The organism is Paenibacillus sp. A14 (assembly GCF_036864815.1).
GTDB classification, from domain to species: Bacteria; Bacillota; Bacilli; order Paenibacillales; family Paenibacillaceae; genus Fontibacillus; species Fontibacillus sanfengchensis.
Genome location: NZ_JBAGJD010000006.1, coordinates 61,936 through 86,156, shown reverse-complemented (window position 1 = coordinate 86,156; position 24,221 = coordinate 61,936). Strand labels below are relative to the sequence as shown.

Below are 24,221 nucleotides of genomic sequence, written 5' to 3'. Positions count from 1 at the left end.
TCCTCCGAATACCGCAGGAGAATTCTTATCAGGTTTATTAGGACTGCATTAATTGAAGCGCTACGTAACTGAGATCCTCAATGTCGATGACGCCGTCCCGATTGACGTCGCATGCCGCCTTGTAGCCTTCGTCTCCTCTTCTCGCGCCGAAAGCTTTTGCGACCAACACCAGGTCGTCAATGCCAACCTTCCCATCCCCGTTAACGTCGGCCGTGAGGACCGGGAGGGTCTTGCGAATCGGGGTTTCAAGAATCGTTCGCTTCCCTGTGCTGTCGGAATAGTCGGAACCTTTCAACAGCGTTAGTTCAAATTCACTTAATGGTTCCAGCCGATTGAAAACGAGCCTCAGCAATCGAGCATCGCCGTCCACCCCCGATTCTCCGTCCAGAGCGGTTCGGGTCCCGACGATTCTCACCCTGTCCGCTCTTTCTTGGAATGTCACGTAGGCATGTTCTCCGAACTCGTCATCGGCCTCGGCGCGGGCAAGCTTCAGTTTCTCCCGATCATAGTTCATATCGAAGACAAATCCGTACAGGTCCGATGCCTGCGAAGCCTTAAGAACGACCTCAATTTCTCCGTTTTGGCCGGGTGCGGCTTGAACTAAGTCAAAGTCGAATGAAGTCGGATCGCCGGGTCCCGGAACCTCGTCTTCAATCGTTTGAACGCGCACTTGGTCGATCCACAATTCCGAATTTCGGTTCATAAAGCCAACCGAACCGCCCGTGATGTCCGAAATCTGTTTCGTTTCCATTATCAGTTGGCCATTGATCGACAAGGAAATGACATCGCCCTTCGCTCGAATTTTATAATCGTTGTATTTGTTGAAATCGAAATCGGGAAGCTTGGCGGCGATCGATACCGGCCCGGACAAATTGACAAAGCCTTGTTCGGAAGTATATTTCCAGAAGGAAACCTCGTTGGCGCGGGCGCTAAATTCAAAAAAGGAATAAGCCTGAACGTTGGCGAATCGAACCAGGGCTCGCATCTGCTCGCCGGAACCGCCGCTGGTAACACCGGTCAAATACCTGGCTTTGAATGAAAAGTCATAATCCCGGTTCGTTCGCTCATAATCGGCCCAAGCCGTGGACTTCGCCACTTTACGGACCGGATTTCCGTTGGTCGCCGTGCTCGTTCCCTTCATCACCTTGGATCCGATCGAAGGATCGCTCACTTGTGACCAACTGCCGACGCTTCCGCCGCTATCCCAGTTCGTGACGATATCTCTTTCGAAATCATCCGCGAACAGCTCGCGCAGCGCTCCGCCCACCTCAATCGGGCGGTCGAATCGATTGTTGCTCTGATTTTGCTCCTGCCAGCCTATAGCGCGTACCGAGACGGATAACGAGTAAGAGCCTTCTTCCTCAAAGGTCCAGGGTTCGCTGGACACCGTAACGGTCTCGCCTGCGGCGAGCGCACTTGGATGAGCGATCGTCGAAACGGGATCGCCATTCAAGCTGAACACCACCTCAAAGCCTCCCGGCAAGCTTGACAACCCGGCGTTGCGAACCGCCGCCTTGAAGGTGAGCTCTTGGCCGGCCTTTGGAATTTCCGGTTCGGTCCCAGCGCCGGTCACGGACAAGTCGGGCTCCCCGGTTGGGCCCTGGATGGTCCAGTTGTCAAAATCATATTCGACGGTCTCCCCGTCATGCATCAACCTAAGAATCGGGCTCCCCACTTCCTGATGCATATACGGATTATCGATGAGCGGCCACGATGTATAATCGACGGATTCCCCGTTAACGCTCCGTTCGCCGTTGAAGGTTAAGCTTAATGTATCTCCGGCAAGCGAATGATAAACGACGGTGGGATTCGCTTCATCCAACCGGGCGGCCTCCACCCTCGTGCCGGATTTGATCGCTTCCATGAAACGTGCGAGTTCGCTAGCCCGCCGTTCATCCGCCGTCTTGCCGTCATCCCCCGCTTCCGCATAATCCCCCGGGTCGGCCGTCTCCACGATCACCGCATTCTTCAGGCCTTCGCTGCGAAGAACGGGGATGGCCAGCGGCCCGACCGACTCTTCGGTCCAGCTGTAAGGCTTCATGATTTTGACCGCCAGCAGCACATTGCCTTCATGCGCAAAGATCCAGCCGCTTGAATCCTCGACCGTATCGATCACGCCGGACGGCAGCGGCCCGGCGATATATGGCTTCGGATCGCCCGCCGGAATTTGGGTCACGGCCAGCAGCGTTCCTCCATGTTGAAGCACCTGCTCGTATGGCGTGGCCCCTGACTGTAGCGCACCGTTTTTCGGATGAGATACATAAAAAGTGCTGAAAGCGTCCTCAGACTTCCATCTGACGAACCACCGGCGCAGTTGATCCGACCACCCCAAGGTACCGTAGCCGTCAAATTGGCTCGCTACACCGTAATGTTCCGCGATGTAGGTGGTCTTTCGATACCCGTGCGGCCAGTTCAGCTTGCTCGATGGATACTGATCATGACTTTCGAGATTTGTATAAGGCTCGCCCCGTTCGGCCGCCGCCGCTCGAATCAATTCCGGCACGCGGTAAGATGAGACAGCCGCAACTACGGAATACATCCCCTCCGGATAATTGAGTTCATTTTTAAGGAGACGCGGCCGCTCTTCTCCGCCAAGATACAGCCAGGCCATAGTCGTTCCGGCCGCGCCGAGTTTGGGGCTCATCCCCATATAATCGCGAACCGTGGATGATACCCAATACCCGTCCAGCCAATCTGCGGCCGTATTGGCGATTATCCAATCGAGCGCCATTTTGGCTTTTTGCTTCATTTGCGGATCATCGGCCAGATCATGCAGCATCAGCAAGCATTCGACATAGAGCGCCCAATACGTTGTGGAGTCGTATTCCTTCATGCCATACTTCACGAACCGCTCCAGCATATCGCTGATATCCCGTTCGGCGAACGCTTTCGTCGCCTGCGCCTGGCTCCAATCCGGCCAGGTTTGGGCTACCAGATAGCCGGCCGTCCGGAATTTGAGAAAATGATTCTCCGTGCTTCCATTATTGGAATAGTCGGCGGCAAGCATATTCGCTTTTACTTTCTCTCTGAGCGATACCGGGTAGAGGTGGCCGTATTTTAAATAGGTGTCGATATTGGCGGTATAAAAAAACATGGACGCGCCGGCGGGATTATTGTTGATGCTGGCGATATATTCCAATCCCTGTTCGACATCAACGCCGAGCGCAAACCTCGCCTGGGCGTGGAAAACGGCTTCCTTCACCCACAGCGTACGGTCCGCCTGCGTAGGTTCGCTCGTGGCGAGAGTTAGCAGAACATACTCTGCCCGTTCTTCAAACTCGGTCCGCTCCGCAGCCGGCTGGCGCACGGCAAAATAGTCCATTTTCGCATTGTTCCGGTCGTCAGTTTCCTGTATCTCCGCGCTCACCTCGGCTTGTAAGGCGTAAGTGCCCAAGGAAGCCGTCCAGGTTGTCGTTCCCGTCACGGTTACCGTATCGCCCGGTCCCAGACTCCCGGCATAAACCGCATCGGTTACCGTCGTATCATTGACGACAGGATTTAAAGTGAATCCCACCCGAATGTCCGAGTCCGTCAGGGTCCCCGTTCCATCATTCCGGATCTCCGCGCTGAATGTGACTTCATCTCCCGGTTCGGGTGCGGATGGAGCCAGGTGAACCGAGGATACCGAAAGGTCGGGCAACTCCGGCGGAATATGATTCGGATCCTGGTACACTTCCAGCTCGGCAAATTGAATGCCGTTCGGATTGGAGTTGGACGTTCCGGTGAACCGGACATACCGCAAATCCGCGGAAGCGAACTCCAATTCGACGCGGTGCTTCGGGTCTTTTTGGAACGAATAATTCCCTTCGGGAACAAGCGTCATGTATGTCTCGCCGTCCCGGCTTCCTTCCACGGCAATCGATTGCGTTCGCGCCGTCCAATTCGGACCCAGGCTCATGGCCACGCCTGCGACGGGATAAACCGATTCCAGGTCGATCGTAATCGACGCAGGTTTTGCCGCCGATTCCCATTGCGTGGAAAGGTCGCCATCGTTCGCGTTGACGGCGACCCGGCCGCTGGAGGAAACCTGGGAAGACGCGGTGATCGATTTGCCACGGGCCAATTCCTTGCCCGGCGTCGCCGCGGCCGCAGATACCTCCAATTCCCCGGGTTCAATACCGCTATTCTCTTCCGGGACATTTTGATCCGGGACGTTATCTCCCGGGGTATTTTCTTTCGAAACGCTCTCCATCGGGACATCCTCCTCCAGCAAAATACGTTCAGCGTCCTGCGTTACCAAACCGGCAGCTAAAGCGGCGTTTTCGGAAGCGGCTGCTGCCTGACCGGGCGGAATGGGGCAAATAGTAAACAAAAGCGTTATGACGAGCAGAATAGACCAGCATTTGCTTATTTTCATACTTCTCCTCCTCATCATCCTTTTAAAGGGCGGCTTCCGTCGGAAAGGCAGCAAACTTCTTCGCCTGGAGAATACGGATAGCGACATAGGCGAGGTCGATAATATCGACGCCTCCATCCTTGTTCATATCCAGATTCGGAGCATAGTTTGCCTCACCATCCCTGGCGCCGAACGCTTTGGCGATCGCCACAAGCGCACTGGAACGCGGCTCAGATCCCGTAATGGCAAAGGAATCCGCCACCGAAAGCGGATAGGCGTCGTCGGAACCGGTTGAAACACCAGCCATACTGTTGGAGACGGCAACCTGATCCGTGGCCAGGGTCGTGCGGCCATCCTGCTGCCGCGCCGCAAACACAATCCGCAGCAAGTCCGCATCGCCATCGATTCCCCGCACCCCGCCCAACCGGCTGGCGGCAATGCGCAGCTTGCCTCCGAGATCGGAATGCATCAGGAAGCCATCGCCGTGATCGCCGCCTTCCCGGAAAGGCTCCATCAATTCCATCGACTTGAACTCGAACAAGGTTGAATCATAATTGATTTCCAGCTCCATGCCGTACAGGTCGCTTGCCTCCTCGGCCGAGACGGTCAACACCGTCTCCTCGCCGACTTCCACAATGCTTTTGTCCGCTTTCAGCTTGATTTTCGCTTCTCCCTCCGGCGTCTCATGGCCGTCCTCAGGTTTCACCAGCGTGAAGGCGTCATAAGCGCCGGGATTTTTGCCGTCCGCCAACCCCTTCGTCCATTGGATGAAATTATCCCGGCCCATCTGATAGTCGGCATCGTTCACCGCAAGATTATAACCGATCTCAGTGCCCTCGGCCAAAGCAAGGTGATGGATCATACTGGCCGGCAGCGCCGTTTCGTAATAGGTCGTTTTCGCCGCTTCATCGCGGGTTATGCGGTACGGAAGCCCGTCACTGACATTTCCGTTCGGATTCGGCGAACGGGAGAAGAAAATATTCGCCAGGTGGCGTCCATCGTCATGGCGCGCAAATCCCCACTCCATATCGTCGTTGTTATAGGAAGCCGTACTGTCCCGCAGCGGATCAAAGGCGACCTGCAGGGAATCGTTTTTCCATAGATTAGGAGCGTCTTCCGAACTTTTGTGAATGTTGTCCTTGACCTCCACCGCGAGGTACAAATTGCCGTCATCCCACATCCCAAAGGCCTTCGCGTCCAGATTTGCCGGATCGTACCGCCCGTTCTGATTCCGCTTCGCCCCGCGCAGGTGCACCGGGTAGGCGGTCTTCCAATCGTCAAGGTTCCCATCGATGACAGGGGGCTGCGGGCTGAACCGCACAAGCAGAAAGTCGAGCGGTACCTGCTCGCGCAAGAGAATACGCTGGCCGTCCGGTTCGGTAATGATCAGCTCGTTGATGTATTCGTGATAATCGGACTTTGTCCTGTAGTTCCACTCAAATTGCATCGTCACCGATTGGTTCTTGGCCAAATTCTCGAACGTATCGCCGGACAGCGGCCGTAGCTCTTTTCCGTCCGGGGCAAGCACTTTGACTTTGCCGCTTTTCGGGGAATTCGATGTGCCTTTGATTTGAACGGTAATGCTCTCCAGATCGCGAACATCTTCGCTCACGGGCAAAATCTCGGCCTGGACCGTATCTTCGACCCGGAAATCAAGCTTGGCCGCGTCGACCGGTTCGCCCGCTCTTTCAACGATGACCATCGGCTCGTACGCGCCGGCTGCGGCGCCAAACGGTACCGAAAGAGGAAAATCGAATTCGAAAACTTCATGAGGACCGATGTCCGCCGTCAGCTCGGGGATGGCGTCCCAGCCTTCCGGAACTTGGAAACGGACCTTCACTTGCTGCTCCTGTGCCGTATCGTTGGCTACCGTGCCCGTAATCGCGCTCGGACTGCCGGCTTCGCCCGTCATTTGGATGGGCGTTACGTTCAGCCACACCCCGACGTAGACGGGCTTATCGGCGGCGATAATCTGTTGGACCGTACCCGCAAATTCGTGGGCAAGCAGTCCGTACACATCGCTTTCGGCCGCATTCCCGCGCGAAGCGTGTTCTTCCGCCAATCGCCCGTACCGGTTCGCGCGCATCAGTGCCGCGGTGGAAACCGGCAGCAGATTGTCCTCCCCTTTGGCCGCCGTATAAGCTTGGTTTGCGTTTTCCAGTCTTTCCTTGTAAGCTGGCGTGCCGCCCCCCGCTCCCGACGACGCCTTCAAATAAATCAACGCCTTCGAAACCGACTCGGCATAATAATAAAGAGATTCCAAAGCCGCAAACGTCTTGGTCCGGTCCAACCGGCCGGCTTGAACCTCGTCGGCCATGCCGCTCATCAGACCATAGATATCGCGAATTCCTTGCTCCGTCTGATTTGCTCTCACGGAGGGATCCGCCGAGGTAAATGCCGCCGACAAGCCGGACTTGATCGTCTCCAGCTGCTGCATCAAGCCGTCAAGGACCGATGCATTATCCGGCGTTTCCAGTTTCGCGATATCCGCCGACACCGCCAGATGGCTATCTTCAACCGCCTGCGCCGCGGCCTGGAGAAGCACCCCTTCCCCCGGGTTCATCACGTAAACCGGGGAACTGGAAACCGTGATTCCCAGGCTGTCACCGTTGACATGCTCGATCCGTTCAACCCCGTTGATGTCCCGCACCGTAACGGTGTCCCGATCGGAATTCAGCCGGATTACCGAGGTTGGCGGAACTTCCGCGGGATTGTCCTTATGGTCAACGGAGCGCCAAGCGACCACGATCGGCTCGCCGTCCTTCAGAAACACATACGCCCGCTCCCGGTTGTCTCCCGTGTCGATGCGGCCGACGTATTCGGCTTGGTCCAGCGTCGTCATCATGTTGCCCACGGCCGGATAGGCCAGCTTCGGACGTCCGTTCACATCCGTAATGCCCCAAAACACTTCGTAATAATTTTCATCGGTACCGTCGTTCTTAAAGTTGTAATATTCCCAAGCGCGCACCTCGGGCCGGGTCAGGTAGATCAAAAAAGCGCGGACGATGTAATCCCGCTGAACTTCCTCCGAGACGTTCGGATAACCGCCTTTCGCGGTCGGCCATCCTCCTTCGGTCAGGTAATAATCCTTCCACCCTCCGTATTCGTCGATCATGGCCCCGATATCATCGACAAACGCTTCGATGGCTCCGTCCGGCATCGCGTTGTATACGTAGGGATGCCACGAAAATGCATCGGCATAATTGTAAGCGCCCAAGCTCAGTTCCTCCGGAAGCACACTTCTTACGCTTGACGTATGGTCGCCCGCAATGATCACCGAATCCAAATCGGCGGCTTTTGCCGCGATATAGGCCCGTTTCCACTGTTGGACCACTTCATACGGAATATAAGGTTTCGTAAATAACTCCGGTTCATTGGGCGTCTCATAGTTTCGGATCTTTCCTTGATATCTGTCGACGCTTTCATAGATGAAATCCTCAACCAACTGCAATCCTTCGTAAGAAGCCGCCTTCTTCGTATCTTGAATAAAACCGAACACGGGAATATGGTTCAACCCGAAGCTGTTGATTTTGGACAAATAAGCGTCAACCTTGCTGTAGTCAAACACCGGATTGCCCGAGGAATCATAACGTCCGGTAAAAATTTCGGACAGATTCAGCCCGCTCCGGTGATGCTTTGCCCCCGTCTTGCGCACCGCATCCATGAGATCGTCACGCCAATTCAAGTCATAATGCGTGTTAAACCCGAATTTCGATGCCATATCGAGATCGGGTTCACCTTTTTCCGGGATCTCGCGCATGATCGCCATTCTCATCCGCTTGGTCATTTGATCCATCGGTACGCCGTCGATCGCAAGATTCACCTGGACATCGTAAGTACCGATCAAATGGGACGGCAAGTCGAAATATATCGCTTCATCCGCCAATCCGTACGCGTCCAGCGGATATTCCTTTTCTCCGGAAGTGACCAGCGCCCGATCTCCGTCCGCCCGGTACACCGTATATCCCACCTTATACGTATGCTCTTCCGATCCTCCGGCCAAATGCAAGTGGATGCCCGCTTGTTCATCGGGTCCGTAAATGCCCGTAAAATTTCCCGCCGGCTCTACGTTATAAATATGCGACGGTTTCAACGGCAAGACTTCAACCGCATCGATCATCAAGTCGATGCCGTAGACGGTACCGAATTGAATCCTTCCCTTCTCCATCCGGAGTTGATCGAAGTCGTCCACGGAAATCACTTTCGCTCCGTTGATATAAAGTTCGTGCGTAATGCCCGATACGCGGAGTTCATAGTCCACCCAGCGGTTTTCCAGAGACTCGTTATACGTGCCGAGGTAATAATTTCCCCCCAGCTCGGTTTTTCTCATAAGGAAGTACCGCCAATTATGCGTACCCCACTCCATGGCATAGTTGTTGTTATCATCGTCCATGCGGTAGCGCAGTCGCCATACATTGTAATCCTGGTTGCTGGTTCGTTCGTACTTGGCGCGAAACTTGATGATAAAGTTGTCGATGTTTTGATACATGGGTGCCGATAACGTCGCCGTCGGGAAAATTTGTCCCACCCTGCCGTTCAGGCGCAGCACCTTCTCTCCGGTAGCAAGCTGCGCAACCTTCGCGTCGCCTCTGACGTTCCAGCCTTCCGGCACCGCGCCAACCTGTACGTTTTCAAAATCACTGGCGTACGGCTCAAGTTTTCCGATCGGGACGGTCACCACCCCTGATTCCGGAAATCTCGCCGTTCGTCCCTCGTCATCCTGGGCCGTAATAAAGTAAGACACCGCCTCGGAACGGTTCGATCCCGGCACAAGCATCGTAAACGTCTTCTCCGTCTCCTGTCTTGCGGAGAGGCTTTGCTCGGCAGAATCGTTCCCGTAGCGGTAATAAACGGCCGCCGTGACCGGAGCAGTTGTATCCGCTACTTGAAAAACGACCGGCACATCCGCGTTGTACTGGGCCTCACCGGCCGGCGTATGCGAAATCGCCAGTTGTCCAAGGCCGCTTACCTTGACCGGGTGCGTGACCGCAACGTCGGCAACCATCATGTTCACGCCCTGCGAACGGAACCCGATTCCTCCGGCCGGATAACGGTTGGCGGGATCGGTGGCGGAGATGGCCGGCTCTCCGTTAACGAACAGTGTAAACGTATCGCCCCGCACTTGAATGCGGTAATGATTCCACTCCGCCGGATCGTAGAAGGCCGTTCGGTTGGCGGTCAGGTTTCGCTGGTACACGGTATTGTCCCAATAGTGCAATTTCAGCGTAACGGTTTCCGAGCTTTGGGAAAACAGCGCTTCGATGGAATAGAAGTCCCCTTCTTCGTTCGAGCGAAAGAAGAACTCGCCGCGTCCGTCCGTCCGTGAGGAGTACTTCCCCATAAATTCCACGTCATAGTCGCGCCATCCGCCGGTGTCGATCCCGGTCAGAAAGTTCCGCGTATTCGGAGCAACCGCTTTCATAACGGGGTACTCCTCATCGCCGACGACCGACCACTGTTCGGGGGTTTGGGTCCAATGCTCATTCGTGAAATCTTGATCCGTAAAAGTATCGTGATAACCGGTCGCTTGCCGGTTTCCTGCCGTATCCACCGCCTCAATGTAATAATGAAGCGTTTGATGTTCGGCGGAGGGAGTCGGCGGGACCGCTGCCGTAAACACCCGGCTCTCGTTCCCTGCCATAGGCACGCTGACAAACTCCCCGCCGTCCTCTCCGTGACCATATCGGTAATGCAGTGAAGCCGTGACCGGCAAGGAGGAGAGAATCGTTGCGGTAACCCGCGCGCCTTCGCTTGCCTGAACGGCCGTAAGCGGTTCGTGGATGATCCGGATGGCCGATTCCTCCGCGGATACCGACAGCGGCAAGGAGGTGCACCATAAAACCACGATCATAACCAGGGAAATTGCACGCTTCAGGGTTCTGTCCGTCATTTCCCGATTCTCCTTTACTCTGGAATAGTTCATCCTTTTACAGAAGACAAATTCACGCCTCGGATAATGTATTTTTGTAAGAAGGCAAAAATAATGAGCGGGGGCACCATGACGATGGTTAGGATCGCAAACTTTACGTTTTCCTGGATATTGTTGGTTTCGCCCGAAAGCACATATTTATAAATGACGGAGGCGATCGGGTATTTCTCCGGACTTGTGATGACTACGCCCGCCCAGTACCACTCGTTCCACGTTTGCGTGAAGCCGAAGATGAGGATCGTGGCAATGATCGGCAGCGACAACGGGAAAGCGATTTGCAGAAAACAGCGGATCTCCGATGCTCCGTCCATGCGGGCCGCTTCGAACAATTCTTTATGGATGCCGTCGAAAAAGCTCTTGAGCAGCAGGATCCAGAAAGCGTTGGCCCCCGCCGGAAGCCAAAACGCCCAGTAGGAGTCGAGCAGGCCGAGGCTTTGCAGGTTTAAGTAGTTCGGAATCATGTACGTCGCCGAAGGAATCATCAGTGTACACATAAAAAATAAGGTAAAGGCTTTGCGGAATGGGATCTTTAAATGCGACAGGCTGAATGCAGCCAGGCCGATGAACAGAATGGCAAACAGCATATTTCCCGCAAAAATCAGAAACGTATTTGCCATATGGCGGCCCAGATCCACATACTTCAGCATGTCGCCGAAATTCGTCCACACCCATTCTTTCGGCAGCAGCGTTGGCGGGAAGGTATAGATGTCGGTTTTCGTTTTGAAGGCGTTAAAGATCGTGACGAGGAACGGATAGATCATCGTCCACGCTACCGCCACCAGCATAACGACCATCACCCCGTAACCGAATTTCACCCTTTTCCGCTGCATGTCGTGGAAGGAGATAATCCCCCGCTCCTGATGCGAATCACCCTTCATTATTCGTCTCCTCCTTTTCTCTGCAACGCATACAACAAGATCGACAACAGCGTCAGCGTGACGAACAGCAGCACGCCCATCGCCGATGCCTTGCCGAAGGCGAATTGCTTGAAGGCGCCGTCAACGACCAGCAGCATATACGTGGTGGTCGCTTCGTTCGGTCCCCCGCCCGTCATCGCCAGTTGCGGTTCGTAGGATTGACTGTTGGCGATCAGCTGCATGATCAGCATCAGCAGAAAAATGTGGCGGACCGACGGGAGTGTAATATGCTTGATTCTCTGCCAAATGCCCGCTCCGTCCATCTCGGCCGCCTCGTATAAATCCTTGGGGATATTCATGACCGCCGCCAGGTAGATTAGCGCCGTAGAGCCGAAATAATGCCAGGTGTTCATGAGTACGATGGAGAACATCGCCACCGATTTGTCCGTCAGCCACTCTACCGGCGGCAGCTGAAAAACCGACAAGAAATCATTAATCGGACCGATCGGCTCGTAAAGCCATCGCCACATTCCGTATAAGGCGACGGCCGGAACGATATTCGGCAAGTAAACGACGAGCCTCGCGGTCGCCTTGAATTTTCGCAGTTCCGAGATGGCGGTTGCCGCAACCGCGGGCACCCAATAGCCCATGACCAAACCCAGGAACACGAACCAGAGCGTATTGCCGATCGCTTTAAAAAACGCATCGTCCTGGAAAATATCCCGGTAGTTTTGCAGGCCGACAAACGTGTTGCCGCGGATAAAATTAATATCGTGCAGACTGTAATAAACACCCATGATGATCGGTTTCCATAAAAAAACACAAAATATCACAATTTCCGGAATCAGAAATACCAAACCCCAAAAATAAAGCCGCGAATGCTTAATTAACCTGCTTCCGCTCGCCGGTTTGTGCGCGGCCAGTTGCGTCTTCATGCTCCACCATCCCGCTTCCGTCTTATTGGGAAGCCTATCCGAACCGCCCAGCTGCGAGGTAAGGACAGGCCTCGTTTTGGCTCTATTGGCCCTCTCGCGAACTCCACGCAAGCCCGCCGGCAGGCCGCCTACAGTTCAACCTTGTTCAGATAGTCGGCTTGCATCTTGTCCGCGCCTTCCTTCAGAAGCTCCCGCAGATCGGCATCTTTATTGCTGAAGATCTCCTGGATGATTTTGGTCATGATCGCATAGTATTCTTGCGCGTGAAAAGGGGGCTCCGGCATTGCGTTCGAACTGTAGAGCTTCAGGAACTCGGGATCGTATTCGTAGACAACGCCGGGGTATTTGGCGTACATTTCATTCATCCGCTGCGCATACTCGGAATCCGGATTGTAGTATGGCATCAGTTCCGGAATATGCATCTGCTTGTTATTCTGGCGTTCCTGAATTTTCAATTCCTCGTTTTCGATGCCGCTGTCCTGGAAGTAATCGAAGGTGATGAACTTGAATGCCATCTCCTGCTGCTCCGGCGATTGCTGCGGGTTAATCACAAAGAAATTTCCCCCGGTAATGGCATAGTTCGGCGAGCCTTTCGCCATACCGGGCAGCGGATAAATTTTGGCGTCCTCCGGCGCAAAACCGCCGTCGTTAATGCCCGTGTTGAGCGATCCGGAGTGGAAAATGATGCCGAGGCGGCCCTGCTTATACAAGTTCGATAAATCCGGATTGGCCAGATTCCAGTCGCCCGGCAGCACATTGTGCTTCCATCTCAAGTCGCGGTACAGTTCAAGCACCTTCAACCCCGCTGCGGAATTAAACGTTGCCGTCACCTTGCCGTCCTTGACTTCCTCGACAAAATCGCCCGCCTGATACATGAAGTTCGTCAAATTCCAGCCGGCCGCGTTGCTCTGCCCGGCTACCGCGAAGCCGGCGATCCCTTTGCCCGGATCACTGACGGACTTGGCCGCGTCGATCAGTTCCTCCCACGTCCAATCGTAGGCTGGAAGCTCGGCCCCCTTGTCGCGGAACAGTTTGGCGTTAATGCCGACGCTCATCACATAGCCGCCCTGCGGGATCGCATAGCACTTTCCGTCTATGTTGAAGATATCGAGCAGTTTCTGATTGATCTGATCCTTGAAGTCGTAGCCGTTCAGCAATTGCGTAATGTCGGCGGCGTAGCCTTTATCGGTGAGAATCTTCGCCTCGGTCGCGTACGTGTTGAAATAGGACGGGGCCTCTCCGGCCGCCAGCTTGAGCCCCAAGGTGGCCGCCCCTCCGTCGCTGTAGAACCAGTCGCTCTTTTCAATGACGACGTTCGGATATTTCTGTTGGAACCGCGCGATTTTATCATCCATCGCCTTGCGGTCCACCTCCTGATCAGGCGGCGGGTACTGCACGGTAATGGTGATTTTTTCGGCTTGCCCCGCTCCATCCGGATTGTCTTTGGCGGATCCGCCCTCTTCCGATTTCGCGCTCCCTCCTCCCGAACCGTTGCCGGAGCATCCCGCCAACGCCAGCATGAACGCGAGCGCCAACAACATGATCATCTTGGTCTGTTTCATTCTTATCCAGCCCCTTCCCTGTTGTTGATTGATTGATGTGTTGAGTTACGAATCATTATAGGTACAAAAGGAAGGGACTTGATTTCGAATTCTTTGGTAAACGCTTTCTATTTTTTGTAGGTCGTCAAATACCCGCCTTTCCGTAAATCGTTCATCATCGCTTCTCGAACCGTGTCGCCGTTATACACATGATCATGCTTTGCCACGTAGTCCATCCAGCTTTGGTCGTCCAGCGGCTCATTGCCGTATATGAATCGGGCCGCCATCTGTTCGCGGAATGACTTGAGCCCGTCGATCAAATCGGCGCGTTCCAGCGCGTACCCCATCGAATAGACCGATCCCCGCTTGCCGCCGTTATCAATCATACTGCGCACTACCTCGAACTGCCGCTGATCCGGGAACATGGCCCGCATCACGTCTTCGTCGTCCAGAAACACGCTGCGCTGGCCGATTAAACTGTAGACCTCCAGATACTCATTCTGCTTGCCTTCGAGCAACCGCTTCCGGCCGCCCTGAAGAATGTGATTGACACCTTCTTTACCGTAAAGAATCAAATCCCGTCCCTCTTCGCTGTAATACCAGTTCATAAGCTCGATAATTTTCCTTACCTTCTCCGGAGACTTCCCCGCCTTTTCCGTGACGCCGACGGTCGTGGGCACACGAATCATCGGCCAATGCGAGCCGGTCCCCGCCGGCCCTTGCAAAGGCGGCAAGTAGGCAATCTCCGCTTGCGGATTATGCGTCTTCATCTGCTGCATCAGCTCGGACGGGTAGCCGGTGTAGTGAAAAATGCCGACCTGGCCCTGCACGATCTTTTCCCGCTTTGTATTGGAATCGTTGGTCGCCATGTCCGGGTCCAGGGCGCCTTTTTGCATCAATCCGTTCATAAAAGTCAGGTATTCCCGGTATGCGGGACTGGTCCAGCCCCCTTTCAGCTGCCCGTCGAGCAAATACTCATCCGGCGACGTATTGCCGGTAAAGGCCGAGATTAGATCCCAAAAATCCTGACAGCTCATGCAGCCCCCGGCGGTAAAGCCGTAGGTGTCCGCTTTGCCATTTCCGTCCGGATCGCCCTTTGCGAATGCCTCGGCGACCCCGGCAAACTCCTGAACGGTTCGCGGTGCTTCAAGCGACAACGCGTCAAGCCAGTCGCTGCGGATGAACATGCCCTCCACGGAGGGGCCGGTCCGGTTGGGGATTCCGTGATAATAGCCCTCGTCATCCGAGATCGATCTCAGCATATCTACAGTGATATAATCCAGATGTTCCGGCAGATCACCGGGCTTCAGCACCTCGTTAAGCGGCATGATGTACCCCTGCGTGCGGGCGGTCCGGTAATCCATCATGTTGAAAAAATAGATCATGTCCGGCATATCGCCCGAAGCGACCCGGGAGGACAGCTTCGTCCTCCAGTCCTGCGACCTTCCGGTCGAGAAGTTGAACCGCAAATCGATATTCAACCGCTGGCGAATCGTTTGCAGAATCAAATCTTCTTGCGGATCGGGAAATTCCACATTGTACGGATACCATCGGTCCACCTCCAGTACGATCGGCGGCTCCTCCCTTGCGGGATCCGTACAGGATGCAAGCACCGTGCTTATCAGCAGGAGAGCCAGCATGCCCAGGCATTTTAGGTTGGCGACCATCCATAAACCTCCTCAAGTCAATTTCTTGCTTATATTTTGATATAATAGTGGTGCAAAGTGGACGCCTAATTTCCAAAAGATACGAACGTTTATCCAAAAAATTCGAAGGTTCGCCGCAAGTAAACTCGCGTTACAATAAAACAACTCCCATATAAGGAGCATTGTTGATGGCTAACGTTAAAGTGATGGGACTCGGCATTAAAATTTTTTGGATCAGTTTTTGCGGGATGGCCGGATTGATCGTGATCATCTGGTATTTAACGCAAAACTTCATGATGGATACGTTTAAGACCCAGCAAACCCGCTATGTCGCGAATTTGCTGGAACGCACGGAGGTCCATCTGAATTTGTTCATGAAAACGCTTCAAGGAAACCTGTTGGCATTGTCCCGGGACGAACGGCTGCAGACCGCTTCGGACGACGAGGCGATCAAGCTGATGGAGAGCTATCTTATGTACTGGAATCAGGATTTGAAAAATATGTATTTGATCCGTCCCGACCTGAAGGTCATCGGTACGTCGGACTACTTATGGGACATTAAAGGGCACCGCATGGCCCCGGACATCTATAAGGCGGTGGTGATGAGCGATCAGATGTATTGGTCGGAGCCGTATGTATCCGACGTTTCGGATCATACCGTCACCGCCGGTGTGAGCATTTACGATGCGGCCGGAAAGTTCTACAGCGTGCTGGCGGTTGACCTTGACCTGCAGAATATCTTGTCCAGCTACGGGCACTGGGATTTCTCGCAAACGGATGACCTGCTGATCGTGAGCCGTGACTTCCGGCCGATCTCCATTTATCACCCGCTTGTGACCTATAATGCTTTTGATGACGAATATCGCGTCAAGGAAAGTTTATTCGTCCGCCTGGCGGAGGCGAACCGGAAGGAATGGAACTACCGCGACGCCGGCGGCAATGGATGGTTCATATCGCGAGCGCGCAACAACAATTGGGGTTGGCAGATTATGGCGGTGTTGCCCGAAAAGGAGCTTTACAGCAGCATCGGCAAAATCCGCTTCTATACGCTCCTGGTCGGACTGATCGGCGTGATGCTGTCCCTCGTCATTTCCTATTACTTGTCCCGCTACGTCTCCCGCCCGATTTATATGCTGATTCGCCAAATGAAAAGGGTCAGCCGGGGGGACTTTCAGACGCGCATTACACTGCCTTTCCGCGGGGAGATCGGCATTCTCGTCCACAATTTCAACCTGATGGTGCAGAAAATCAAAGGCCTGATGGACGAACTGCTTCAGAGCGAAACGAGCAAAAAGCAATACGAGCTGAAGGTGCTGCAGGCACAAATTCAGCCGCATTTTTTGTACAACACCTTGAATTCGATCAGTTATCTCGTGCGGCGGGGAGAAACCGACGATGTGGACCGCATGATTACCAGTCTGGTGGAAATGCTGCATTTCCATCTGGACAAAATCGACGAAATTGTCCCGATCCGCCAGGAGGCACAAGGCGTAGAGCATTACGCTTATTTACTGTCCATGCGCTATCCCGGCCGGTTTTCCCTGGAAGTGGAGTTGGATGAAAGCGTCAACGCCTTTACGATTCCAAAGCTGACGCTGCAGCCGCTGGTCGAAAACGCGATCTTTCACGGCATTTTGGCGGAAGACCGGTGCGGTACGATCGTGCTGACCGGCCGCGTGGAAAATGGTGCGATCGTGGTACTCGAAGTATCCGACGACGGCGTCGGCATCCCCGAGAGCAAGCTCGGCACCCTGCTGCGGACGGGCGCTAATGAGAGCCGTAAAGCCTATTATCATTTGGGCATCAGAAATATCCACGAACGGTTGCAGCTCCATTACGGTCCGGAGTACGGCCTCCATGTCCAAAGTATTGCAGGCGAAGGGACGACGGTGACGATCACGCTTCCGGCCGTTCCTGACGCCAACCTGCCGATGGGAGGAGACGAACATGCTGCGAGTACTGCTCGTTGATGATGAATATATGGTCCTGGACGCCCTGTGCAGCGATATTCGCTGGGATGCGCTTGGCATGGAAATCGTGGCTACCGCCGCGAACGGAAAGCAGGCCCTCCAGCGCTGCGCCGTCTATCAGCCCGATCTCGTCGTGACCGACATTACGATGCCGGTCATGGACGGCTTCGAATTAATGGGCGAACTGTCGAGAGATTTCCCCGACATTCGCTTTGCGATCCTGACCGCACACAAAGATTTTCAGTACGCCCGACAGGCGTTGTCGGCCGGCGCGCTGGATTACCTGCTGAAGACGCCGATGAATATCGAAGATATCGAAAAAACGCTGCTGCGCTGTAAAGATGCGGTGATCAAACAGAAGGATGTAAACCGGCGGGCTTTGCTTGGTGACCGGCTGCAGAAGGAGCACATCTGGGAGATTCGCCGGCATATGCTGGAGCAAATCCGCCGCGGCGTATTCAACTACTCGGGCGAAGCGGACAATTTGCTCCGAAATAGCGGAGACGGGCCCGAGCGGGCCCCGTATTTCGTGCTGTGCGTGCGCCTGCAGCAGCGGTCGGCCATTTTTGCGCAGTATCCGGAAAGCGACCATTCGCTGATCTCGTTTACCATGAATCAAGCGATTTATGAAATCGTCTGCGAGAAGGTCCTGGGCGACGTCCTTCCCCATGTCAACGGCGAGGCGTTCATCCTTGTGCGGAAACCGGTTACTGCGAGCAAAGCCGAAGCCGAAACGCAAATTCACGGTCTCTATCATGCGCTAAACCAGTGGTTCCGTAAATTTTTGAACACCCCCCTGCTGTGCGGCATCAGTCCGGTTTTTCCCGAACTGTCCATGCTCAAGCAGGGAATCTCGCAGGCACTGCAAACTCTGGAGATTCAATTCTATGACAACCGCGCCACACTGCATTTCCATCATGACTATCAGCGCGTGGTATGGCGCCACGATACCGATTACGATTGGGAGATCTTGACGGAGAGATTACTGTCCCAATGGTCCATGGAAAATATCGAGGGCCGCATTCAAGGACTACAGTCGCTTCAGGCATTCGTTCGGGAGAAACGTCCGCGGCCAACCAAGCTGAAAGCGAACATTATTGAGCTGTTGGAACGGATGGCGCTCCCGCTTAACCGCCAGGAATGGCTGCAGTTGGAATACAGCGACACGCTGGAGCATTGGAACGCCCAGCTCGAAGCCGTGCTCGGCAAACTGCAGAAGCCGGCCGCCGGCCGACAGGCCAACAAGCATCCGGATATTCAAAAGGCGCTTTCCTTCATCCATAACCATCTCGGCGAAAACCTGACCCTGCAAAAGGTAGCCGAACACGTCCATATGAATCCGAGCTATCTGAGCCATCTCTTCAAACTGCAAACCGGTGAAAACTTCCTCGACTTTCTGACGATGCTGCGCATCCAGAAGGCGCGGGATTACCTGCAGCGGTCGGATTTTAAAAACTACGAAATCGCCGAGAAAGTCGGGTTTACGAACTATCCGCATTTTTGTACGGTGTTCAAGAAGATAACGGGCTTAACGCCGGGCGAATACCGGCGCAGTGTTAGCGAATAGCGTCCAGCAGCCTTGGGTCGGGCTATATGTTTGATCGCCCGCTCCCGCTGCTAAATTTCACCGGCCTGCCCCACCTGGACGATGACGGCTCCTTTTTTTCGTCCGGTTTCCGCATATCTGTGAGCATCGGGAATTTGTTCCAACAGATAACGTCTGTCGATCACCGCTCTTATTTTTCCCGATTCCATGAGTTCGGACAGAAAGTGCAAATCTTCCGGCCTGACTTTGGAAATTCCCTGCCCGTCCACCGTCACGTATTTGCCGTTCGGCTTTAAGGCCCGGCTTGAATGCGACTTTTTCAGTTTTCCGACGGCATCGAAAATAAGATCGTAAAGCTCTCCGTGCTTCGTAAAGTCTTCCTTCGTATAATCGATCGTCTTATCGGCGCCCAATGATTTGACCAACTCCAAATTGGCGGCGCTGCACACCCCGGTCACTTCCGCGCCGAAGAATTTTGCCAGTTGAACGGCCATCGTGCCGACCGCTCCGGAAGCTCCGTAAATGAGGACTTTTTGGCCGCTCCGGACATTCCCTTTTCTTAAAAAATACAAAGCATTCGTTCCGCCCATTGGAACGGCCGCCGCTTCCTCATAGGTTGCATTGGCCGGTTTTGGAGCCATTACGCTGTCTTCCGGCAGGCAAGTGTATTCGGCATAAGCCCCGAATCTCATTCCGGTTAAGGCGAAAACCCGATCCCCTTGCTTATATTGCGTTACCCCCGCTCCAACCTGCTCAACTTCCCCCGCCAGTTCAACGCCGAGAATCGCTTTTCTGGGCCTTCTCAGGCCTAAGAATAATCGCATCGGAATCCAGAACAACAAAGGACTGTTAAAGCTGCGAACTCTTAAATCCCCGGACGCCACTGTTGTCGCGTGAATCTTGACCAGAACTTCATGGTCCTTGGGAACCGGCTTCTGAACCTCCGTCAGTTGAAGAACATCCGGTGATCCGTAATTGGTGCAAATCATCGCTTTCATCGATTTTTCCCCCATCGGCCATTTTTCAAAAAGTATAGCCCTTTGCGGTAGAGGATTGCAGATACTAAAGTATGGTTTTAAGGGGGAGAATCAAGCACGATATCGTTAAAGAAGTCCCCATTCGCGGGCGCGCGCGACCGCCTCCGTCCGCCGTTTTACCTGAAGTTTGTCAAAAATGATCCGGTTATGCCCTTTCACGGTAGGGAGTGCGATAAACAGCCGGTCGCTGATTTCCCGATTCGACAGGCCTTGGGCGATCAGCCGCAGCACCTCCAGTTCCCGCTCGCTTAGCGGCTCGATCGGAGGCATGGCAGGTTTTCGCGCAGGAATATGGGAACGGACTATGCCGTCCGCAGCTTCATTCTCAAAAACCACGATCCACCCGGCCAGGTCATGCGCTATGCCGCGGCTTCCCGCCGCATGACGGAATAACTCGTACATCGGAGGGCCCTCATCGATAAAACTCCGGATATTGCCGCCAGCCTCGGCCATCGTTAAGGCTTCCGCAAGTTGTTCGACAGCCCTGGGATGATCGCCATACACTCCAAGAGCAGCCGCCTTCAGAATTTTGGCCTTCAGCCGTTGATCTTCCCAGCCCTTGTCCTCGGCCTCCCTTTCCAGCGGCTCCAGTTCCTTTAATGCGGCGGCAGCATCTCCCTGCGCGAGGAGCACGCGGACCAGGCTGTACTGCTGCCGGTGCTTCCGCGCCAAATGAGCCGCCCGGGCCAAATTCCCCCGGCGAATCAGCATCCGCACCTGCATGGCGGTAATGGACGGCAGTTGTTTTTCGAAATTTTGATCACGGGCGCTTTGCTCCGCCTTCGCCAAGATCGAAGCCGCTTCCGCCGCTTCCCCCCGAGCGAGCTTGATTTTGGCGAGAACAGCTTCACCCGCCACGGTTCTGTCCGATTGATCGAACCGCTTGGCGAGTCCGATGCTCTTCTCGACATGCCGCATCGCGGAATCCAGGTCATTCCATTCGTAACTTATGCGGGCCAAGCCCAAATGTGCTTCGCAAGCCGCCGGCGGTGGAGGTTCGCCCGCCAAATTCAGCGTGTTCATATACGTCTCGTTCGCTTCATGAAGCCGGTTGTCGCCCTCCTGCATCATGCCGAGACCAAGCGAAGCCATCATGGCAATCGTGGTATGCCCAATCGCCTGACTTAGCGAAAGCGCTTCGGCATATGCCCTGCCCGCCGCGGCGCGGTCGCCCTGGAGCTGGTAAGCATACCCGAGCGTCCAGATAGCGGACGTGCGTACCGGTAAATTATCCGGATGCAAAAATTCCAGGGCGCGAAGCGACTCGGTCCGGATGGTTTCCACCTGATGCTCGCTCACGGCCAGCGTGGCGCGGATGGAAGCGATGTGTCCGATCAGATCCCGGGACGTTTCATCTTCTTCGGCTTTTGGCAAGGCGAGTTCCCCAGCCTTCAATTTCTGTCGCGCTTCGTTCATTTGTCCCGTCATAAGCAGTGCGGAAGCATACATGACCCAAAGCGAAGGCCTAGCATCCAATTCATCGCCGGGCAGCGAACGGAGCCAATTCAAGACAGGCGCTACCGCTCCACGGAACAACAGCGGCATCCCCTCTCCCTCCATGAGACGTGCGGCGCGTCCGGTGTCCGCCGCAGCCACGGCATGCTGGAAGGCTTGAAACTCCATGCCCTGATCTTCGTACCATTCGCTGGCGCGGATATGCAGGTCGGCCACGCCGTCCTTGCCGTGTTCCTCGTTCCGTGCGGTGCCGTCCCACAGCTTCTTTTGCAGCAGATCCGCGAAAAGCTGATGGTATCGGTACCATCGCCGTTCGTTATCCAGCGGCACGATAAAAATGTTGGCGGCTTCGAGGCGTTCCAGCATGGCTTGTGCGGAAACGGCAGGGGCATCATTCCCCCCGCTAACCCGGCAACCGAGAACCGTTTCGCATAGAGGCCCGCACAACCGGTCGAGAATGGAGGTGCGCAGCAGGAAAGTCTGGATCTCATCGCTTAACCGCTGAAGCACTTCCTCAAGAAGATAGTCGACGATGTAAGCATGGCTGCCCGAAAAGGAACGAATGAAGGCCGAGGGATCTTCCATCCCCCGCATGGATAAGGAAGCCAGTTGGAGAGCGGCAACCCAACCTTCCGTCCGGGATTCAAGCACGCCGATATCGGCAGCCGAAAGATGGGATTCCGCCGTATTGTTCATAAATTCGGCGGTTTCCTCGCGGGAAAACCGTAATTCGGCGGTTTGAAGTTCGATAAGCTGGTCCCGGACTCGCAATCTGGCTAAAGGCAGACGCGGCTCTTCACGGGTCGCGATGACGAGGTGCATCTGTGGCGGCATATAATCGAGCAGATAAGCTATTGCTCCGTCGATCGTTCCGTCCCGGATGACATGGTAATCATCGAGAATGAGGATAAAGGGATGCGGAATGGAGGCGATTTCTTCAAGCAGGGGTGCCACTAAGGATTCGATGGGCATTGGCAGGGGGGACTGCCGCAAACCGAACGCGGCTGATTCAAACTTCGCCCCGGCCGATTTCAAGGCAGCCGTAAGATAAGCGAAAAAGCGTACGGGATCGTTATCTCCTTCATCCAGAGACAACCAGGCGATTGGCCTTCCGCAGCGGCGAGCCCATTCGCTGATCAGGGTCGTTTTCCCATAACCGGCGGATGCGGAAACCACGCTAAGCCTGCGATGCACGCCCGCGGTTAATCGCTCTGTTAGACGCGGACGGGCCACGGTGTTCGGGCGAACCGGGGGGATCTGTATTTTGGTGGATATCATGGGTATCGTCATATTTAAATTATAAAATTTGCGATTCTGCGGCGTCAACAAAACTCCATGCTCCCGCTGAACTTTCACGCTATCTCCCGCGCGCCCTACCGGCTTCCTGGACGATTGCCCGAACCCCCTCTTCGATTCTCCCCAGCGGTACCCTTGAAACACTGATCCGCAAAAACTTCTCCCTGTCCAAAACATCCGCCAAATAAAACCCTTTGCCGGACAGCACATGGACATTTCTGGCTGACAGCCGTTCCGTCAAACGTTCCAAATTGACCGTCTGGGGCAGCTTCAGCTGCGCGAAGATACCCGAGTTAACGTTGACCGGAATTTCGGCCAGTCCCGCCTCGGCATTTTGCTTAACGGCTTCCAATAACGTTCGAATCCGTTCGGAATACCGTTCAAATAATTTCCGCTTGTGGCGTTCGTACATTCCGTTTTTGAGGTACACCTCCAGCGCGGCCTGGGACAACAGCGAGGTGTCGGCATAGTTCTTAATGGCCCGAAAACGTTCGAGAAGCTCTCCCGGCAACACCGCGACACCCAAGCGCAGTCCCGGAAAAACAACCTTGGAAAAACTCTTCAAATAGACCACATGCGACGAGCCATCGTAAGCATAGATCGGGTGGTACCCCCGTTCATCCCCCAGATCGGCCATATAGTCGTCTTCCACGACGTACACATCGTATTTTTCGGCCAATTTGGCGATCGCCTTTCTTTCTTCTGTGCTTAGCGTTGTCCCAAGCGGATTGTGATTGCGGGACATGGTGTAGAAAAACTTGATTCCGCCCCTCTTGAACCGCTCCTCCAACTCGCGTAAATCCAGTCCTGCCGCACAGCGCGCGATCCCGCTCACGGGAATACCATTCGCCGCCAGAAAACGCAAATAAATATCGTAACTCGGCTGCTCGACCAGGATAGTCGAGTTCCCGTTCGGAAAAGGCAATCTTGCCAAAATTTCCAGCGCCTGCTGCACGCCTGAGGTCACGACGATTTGCTCCATCTTGGCGAACACCTGGTTGCTTGCCAGATGGGAAACGAGGGTCTGCCGGAGCTTCTCCATCCCTAGCGAATCCCCGTAGGTGAAGAGCTGATTTTTGTAGATATCGATCGCTTGGTTTAAGCAATGCTGGAAATCCTGGTAGGGGAACAGGTCGATATCCGGTAACGCCGACGTAAAATCGATCGTATCGCTTTCGCGGCTTGTCCGATCGGAGGCGGGATGATCAACCACATAAAAACCGCTTTGCGCAATGGAGTAAATCGCATGGCGCTTCTCCAGTTCGGCATACGCCTTGATGACCGTGCTGCCGCTGCATTTGTAGTCCTGCGCCGCCCTGCGCACCGACGGAAGCTTCTGACCCGGACGATATCGGCCTTCGGATATTTTCCGTTCGATATCGGACAGGATCGCCATGTACTTTTTCACGCTGCCCCCCCTCTCCTCATGTTAACCATTATACCGGCTAGCCCGAACTGTATCGATACAGTTTTGAAAAATCAGGATTTTTCTAAGCTTCAACCCGGTTACCCGCGGATCAAACCATCGTTTGGAACGGGTACTGATCAACGAGAAGAAGGTATCTCTTAAGGTTATATATGCCCAGGGAAATCCCTTCCACTTAATTATCGGGAAAACCTCCCGGTAATTTTGTCCCGCACGGCTTTGTTCATTTGAATCATCATACCCACTG

The 24,221-nt window shown here is 54.5% G+C and carries 11 protein-coding genes; 2 read left to right on the top strand and 9 right to left on the bottom strand.

The window, feature by feature from the left end; translation table 11 throughout:
- Positions 1 to 37 precede the first annotated feature (37 nt).
- The 6 genes from V4U88_RS16920 to V4U88_RS16895 form a co-directional block, all read right to left on the bottom strand.
- The gene (locus tag V4U88_RS16920) at positions 38 to 4,357 is read right to left on the bottom strand and encodes a CARDB domain-containing protein (protein ID WP_334074434.1); all 4,320 of its coding nucleotides are present in this window, start codon (positions 4,355 to 4,357) and stop codon (positions 38 to 40) included.
- Positions 4,358 to 4,379: 22 nt separating this feature from the next.
- Entirely contained in the window at positions 4,380 to 10,226 is a 5,847-nt protein-coding gene (locus V4U88_RS16915) for a sugar-binding protein (protein ID WP_334074433.1), read from the bottom strand.
- Positions 10,227 to 10,255: 29 nt separating this feature from the next.
- Complete coding sequence (locus V4U88_RS16910) at positions 10,256 to 11,143, bottom strand: carbohydrate ABC transporter permease (protein ID WP_334074432.1); 888 nt, start codon at positions 11,141 to 11,143, stop codon at positions 10,256 to 10,258.
- Positions 11,143 to 12,057: a carbohydrate ABC transporter permease gene (locus V4U88_RS16905; protein ID WP_334074431.1), complete on the bottom strand. Its 915-nt coding sequence runs from the start codon at positions 12,055 to 12,057 to the stop codon at positions 11,143 to 11,145. Before V4U88_RS16905 ends, V4U88_RS16910 begins: the two co-directional genes overlap by 1 nt.
- A 128-nt stretch (positions 12,058 to 12,185) precedes the next feature.
- Positions 12,186 to 13,619: an ABC transporter substrate-binding protein gene (locus V4U88_RS16900; RefSeq protein WP_334074430.1), complete on the bottom strand. Its 1,434-nt coding sequence runs from the start codon at positions 13,617 to 13,619 to the stop codon at positions 12,186 to 12,188.
- Positions 13,620 to 13,726: 107 nt separating this feature from the next.
- A complete protein-coding gene (locus tag V4U88_RS16895) occupies positions 13,727 to 15,265 on the bottom strand; it encodes an extracellular solute-binding protein (protein WP_334074429.1) in 1,539 nt (512 codons plus the stop codon).
- A 167-nt stretch (positions 15,266 to 15,432) separates the two neighbouring features.
- On the opposite strand from V4U88_RS16895, the gene V4U88_RS16890 reads away from it, so the two are divergent.
- Positions 15,433 to 17,214, top strand: a complete 1,782-nt coding sequence (locus tag V4U88_RS16890; protein WP_334074428.1) for a sensor histidine kinase — start codon at positions 15,433 to 15,435, stop codon at positions 17,212 to 17,214.
- Positions 17,192 to 18,781: a response regulator gene (locus V4U88_RS16885; RefSeq protein WP_334074427.1), complete on the top strand. Its 1,590-nt coding sequence runs from the start codon at positions 17,192 to 17,194 to the stop codon at positions 18,779 to 18,781. Before V4U88_RS16890 ends, V4U88_RS16885 begins: the two co-directional genes overlap by 23 nt.
- 50 nt (positions 18,782 to 18,831) lie before the next feature.
- On the opposite strand, the gene V4U88_RS16880 is transcribed toward V4U88_RS16885, so the two are convergent.
- The 3 genes from V4U88_RS16880 to V4U88_RS16870 form a co-directional block, all read right to left on the bottom strand.
- Positions 18,832 to 19,758: an NAD(P)-dependent alcohol dehydrogenase gene (locus V4U88_RS16880; protein WP_334074426.1), complete on the bottom strand. Its 927-nt coding sequence runs from the start codon at positions 19,756 to 19,758 to the stop codon at positions 18,832 to 18,834.
- Positions 19,759 to 19,863: 105 nt separating this feature from the next.
- A complete protein-coding gene (locus V4U88_RS16875) occupies positions 19,864 to 22,542 on the bottom strand; it encodes a LuxR C-terminal-related transcriptional regulator (RefSeq protein WP_334074425.1) in 2,679 nt (892 codons plus the stop codon).
- Positions 22,543 to 22,609: 67 nt separating this feature from the next.
- The gene (locus V4U88_RS16870; protein WP_334074424.1) at positions 22,610 to 23,956 is read right to left on the bottom strand and encodes an aminotransferase-like domain-containing protein; all 1,347 of its coding nucleotides are present in this window, start codon (positions 23,954 to 23,956) and stop codon (positions 22,610 to 22,612) included.
- Positions 23,957 to 24,221 lie beyond the last annotated feature (265 nt).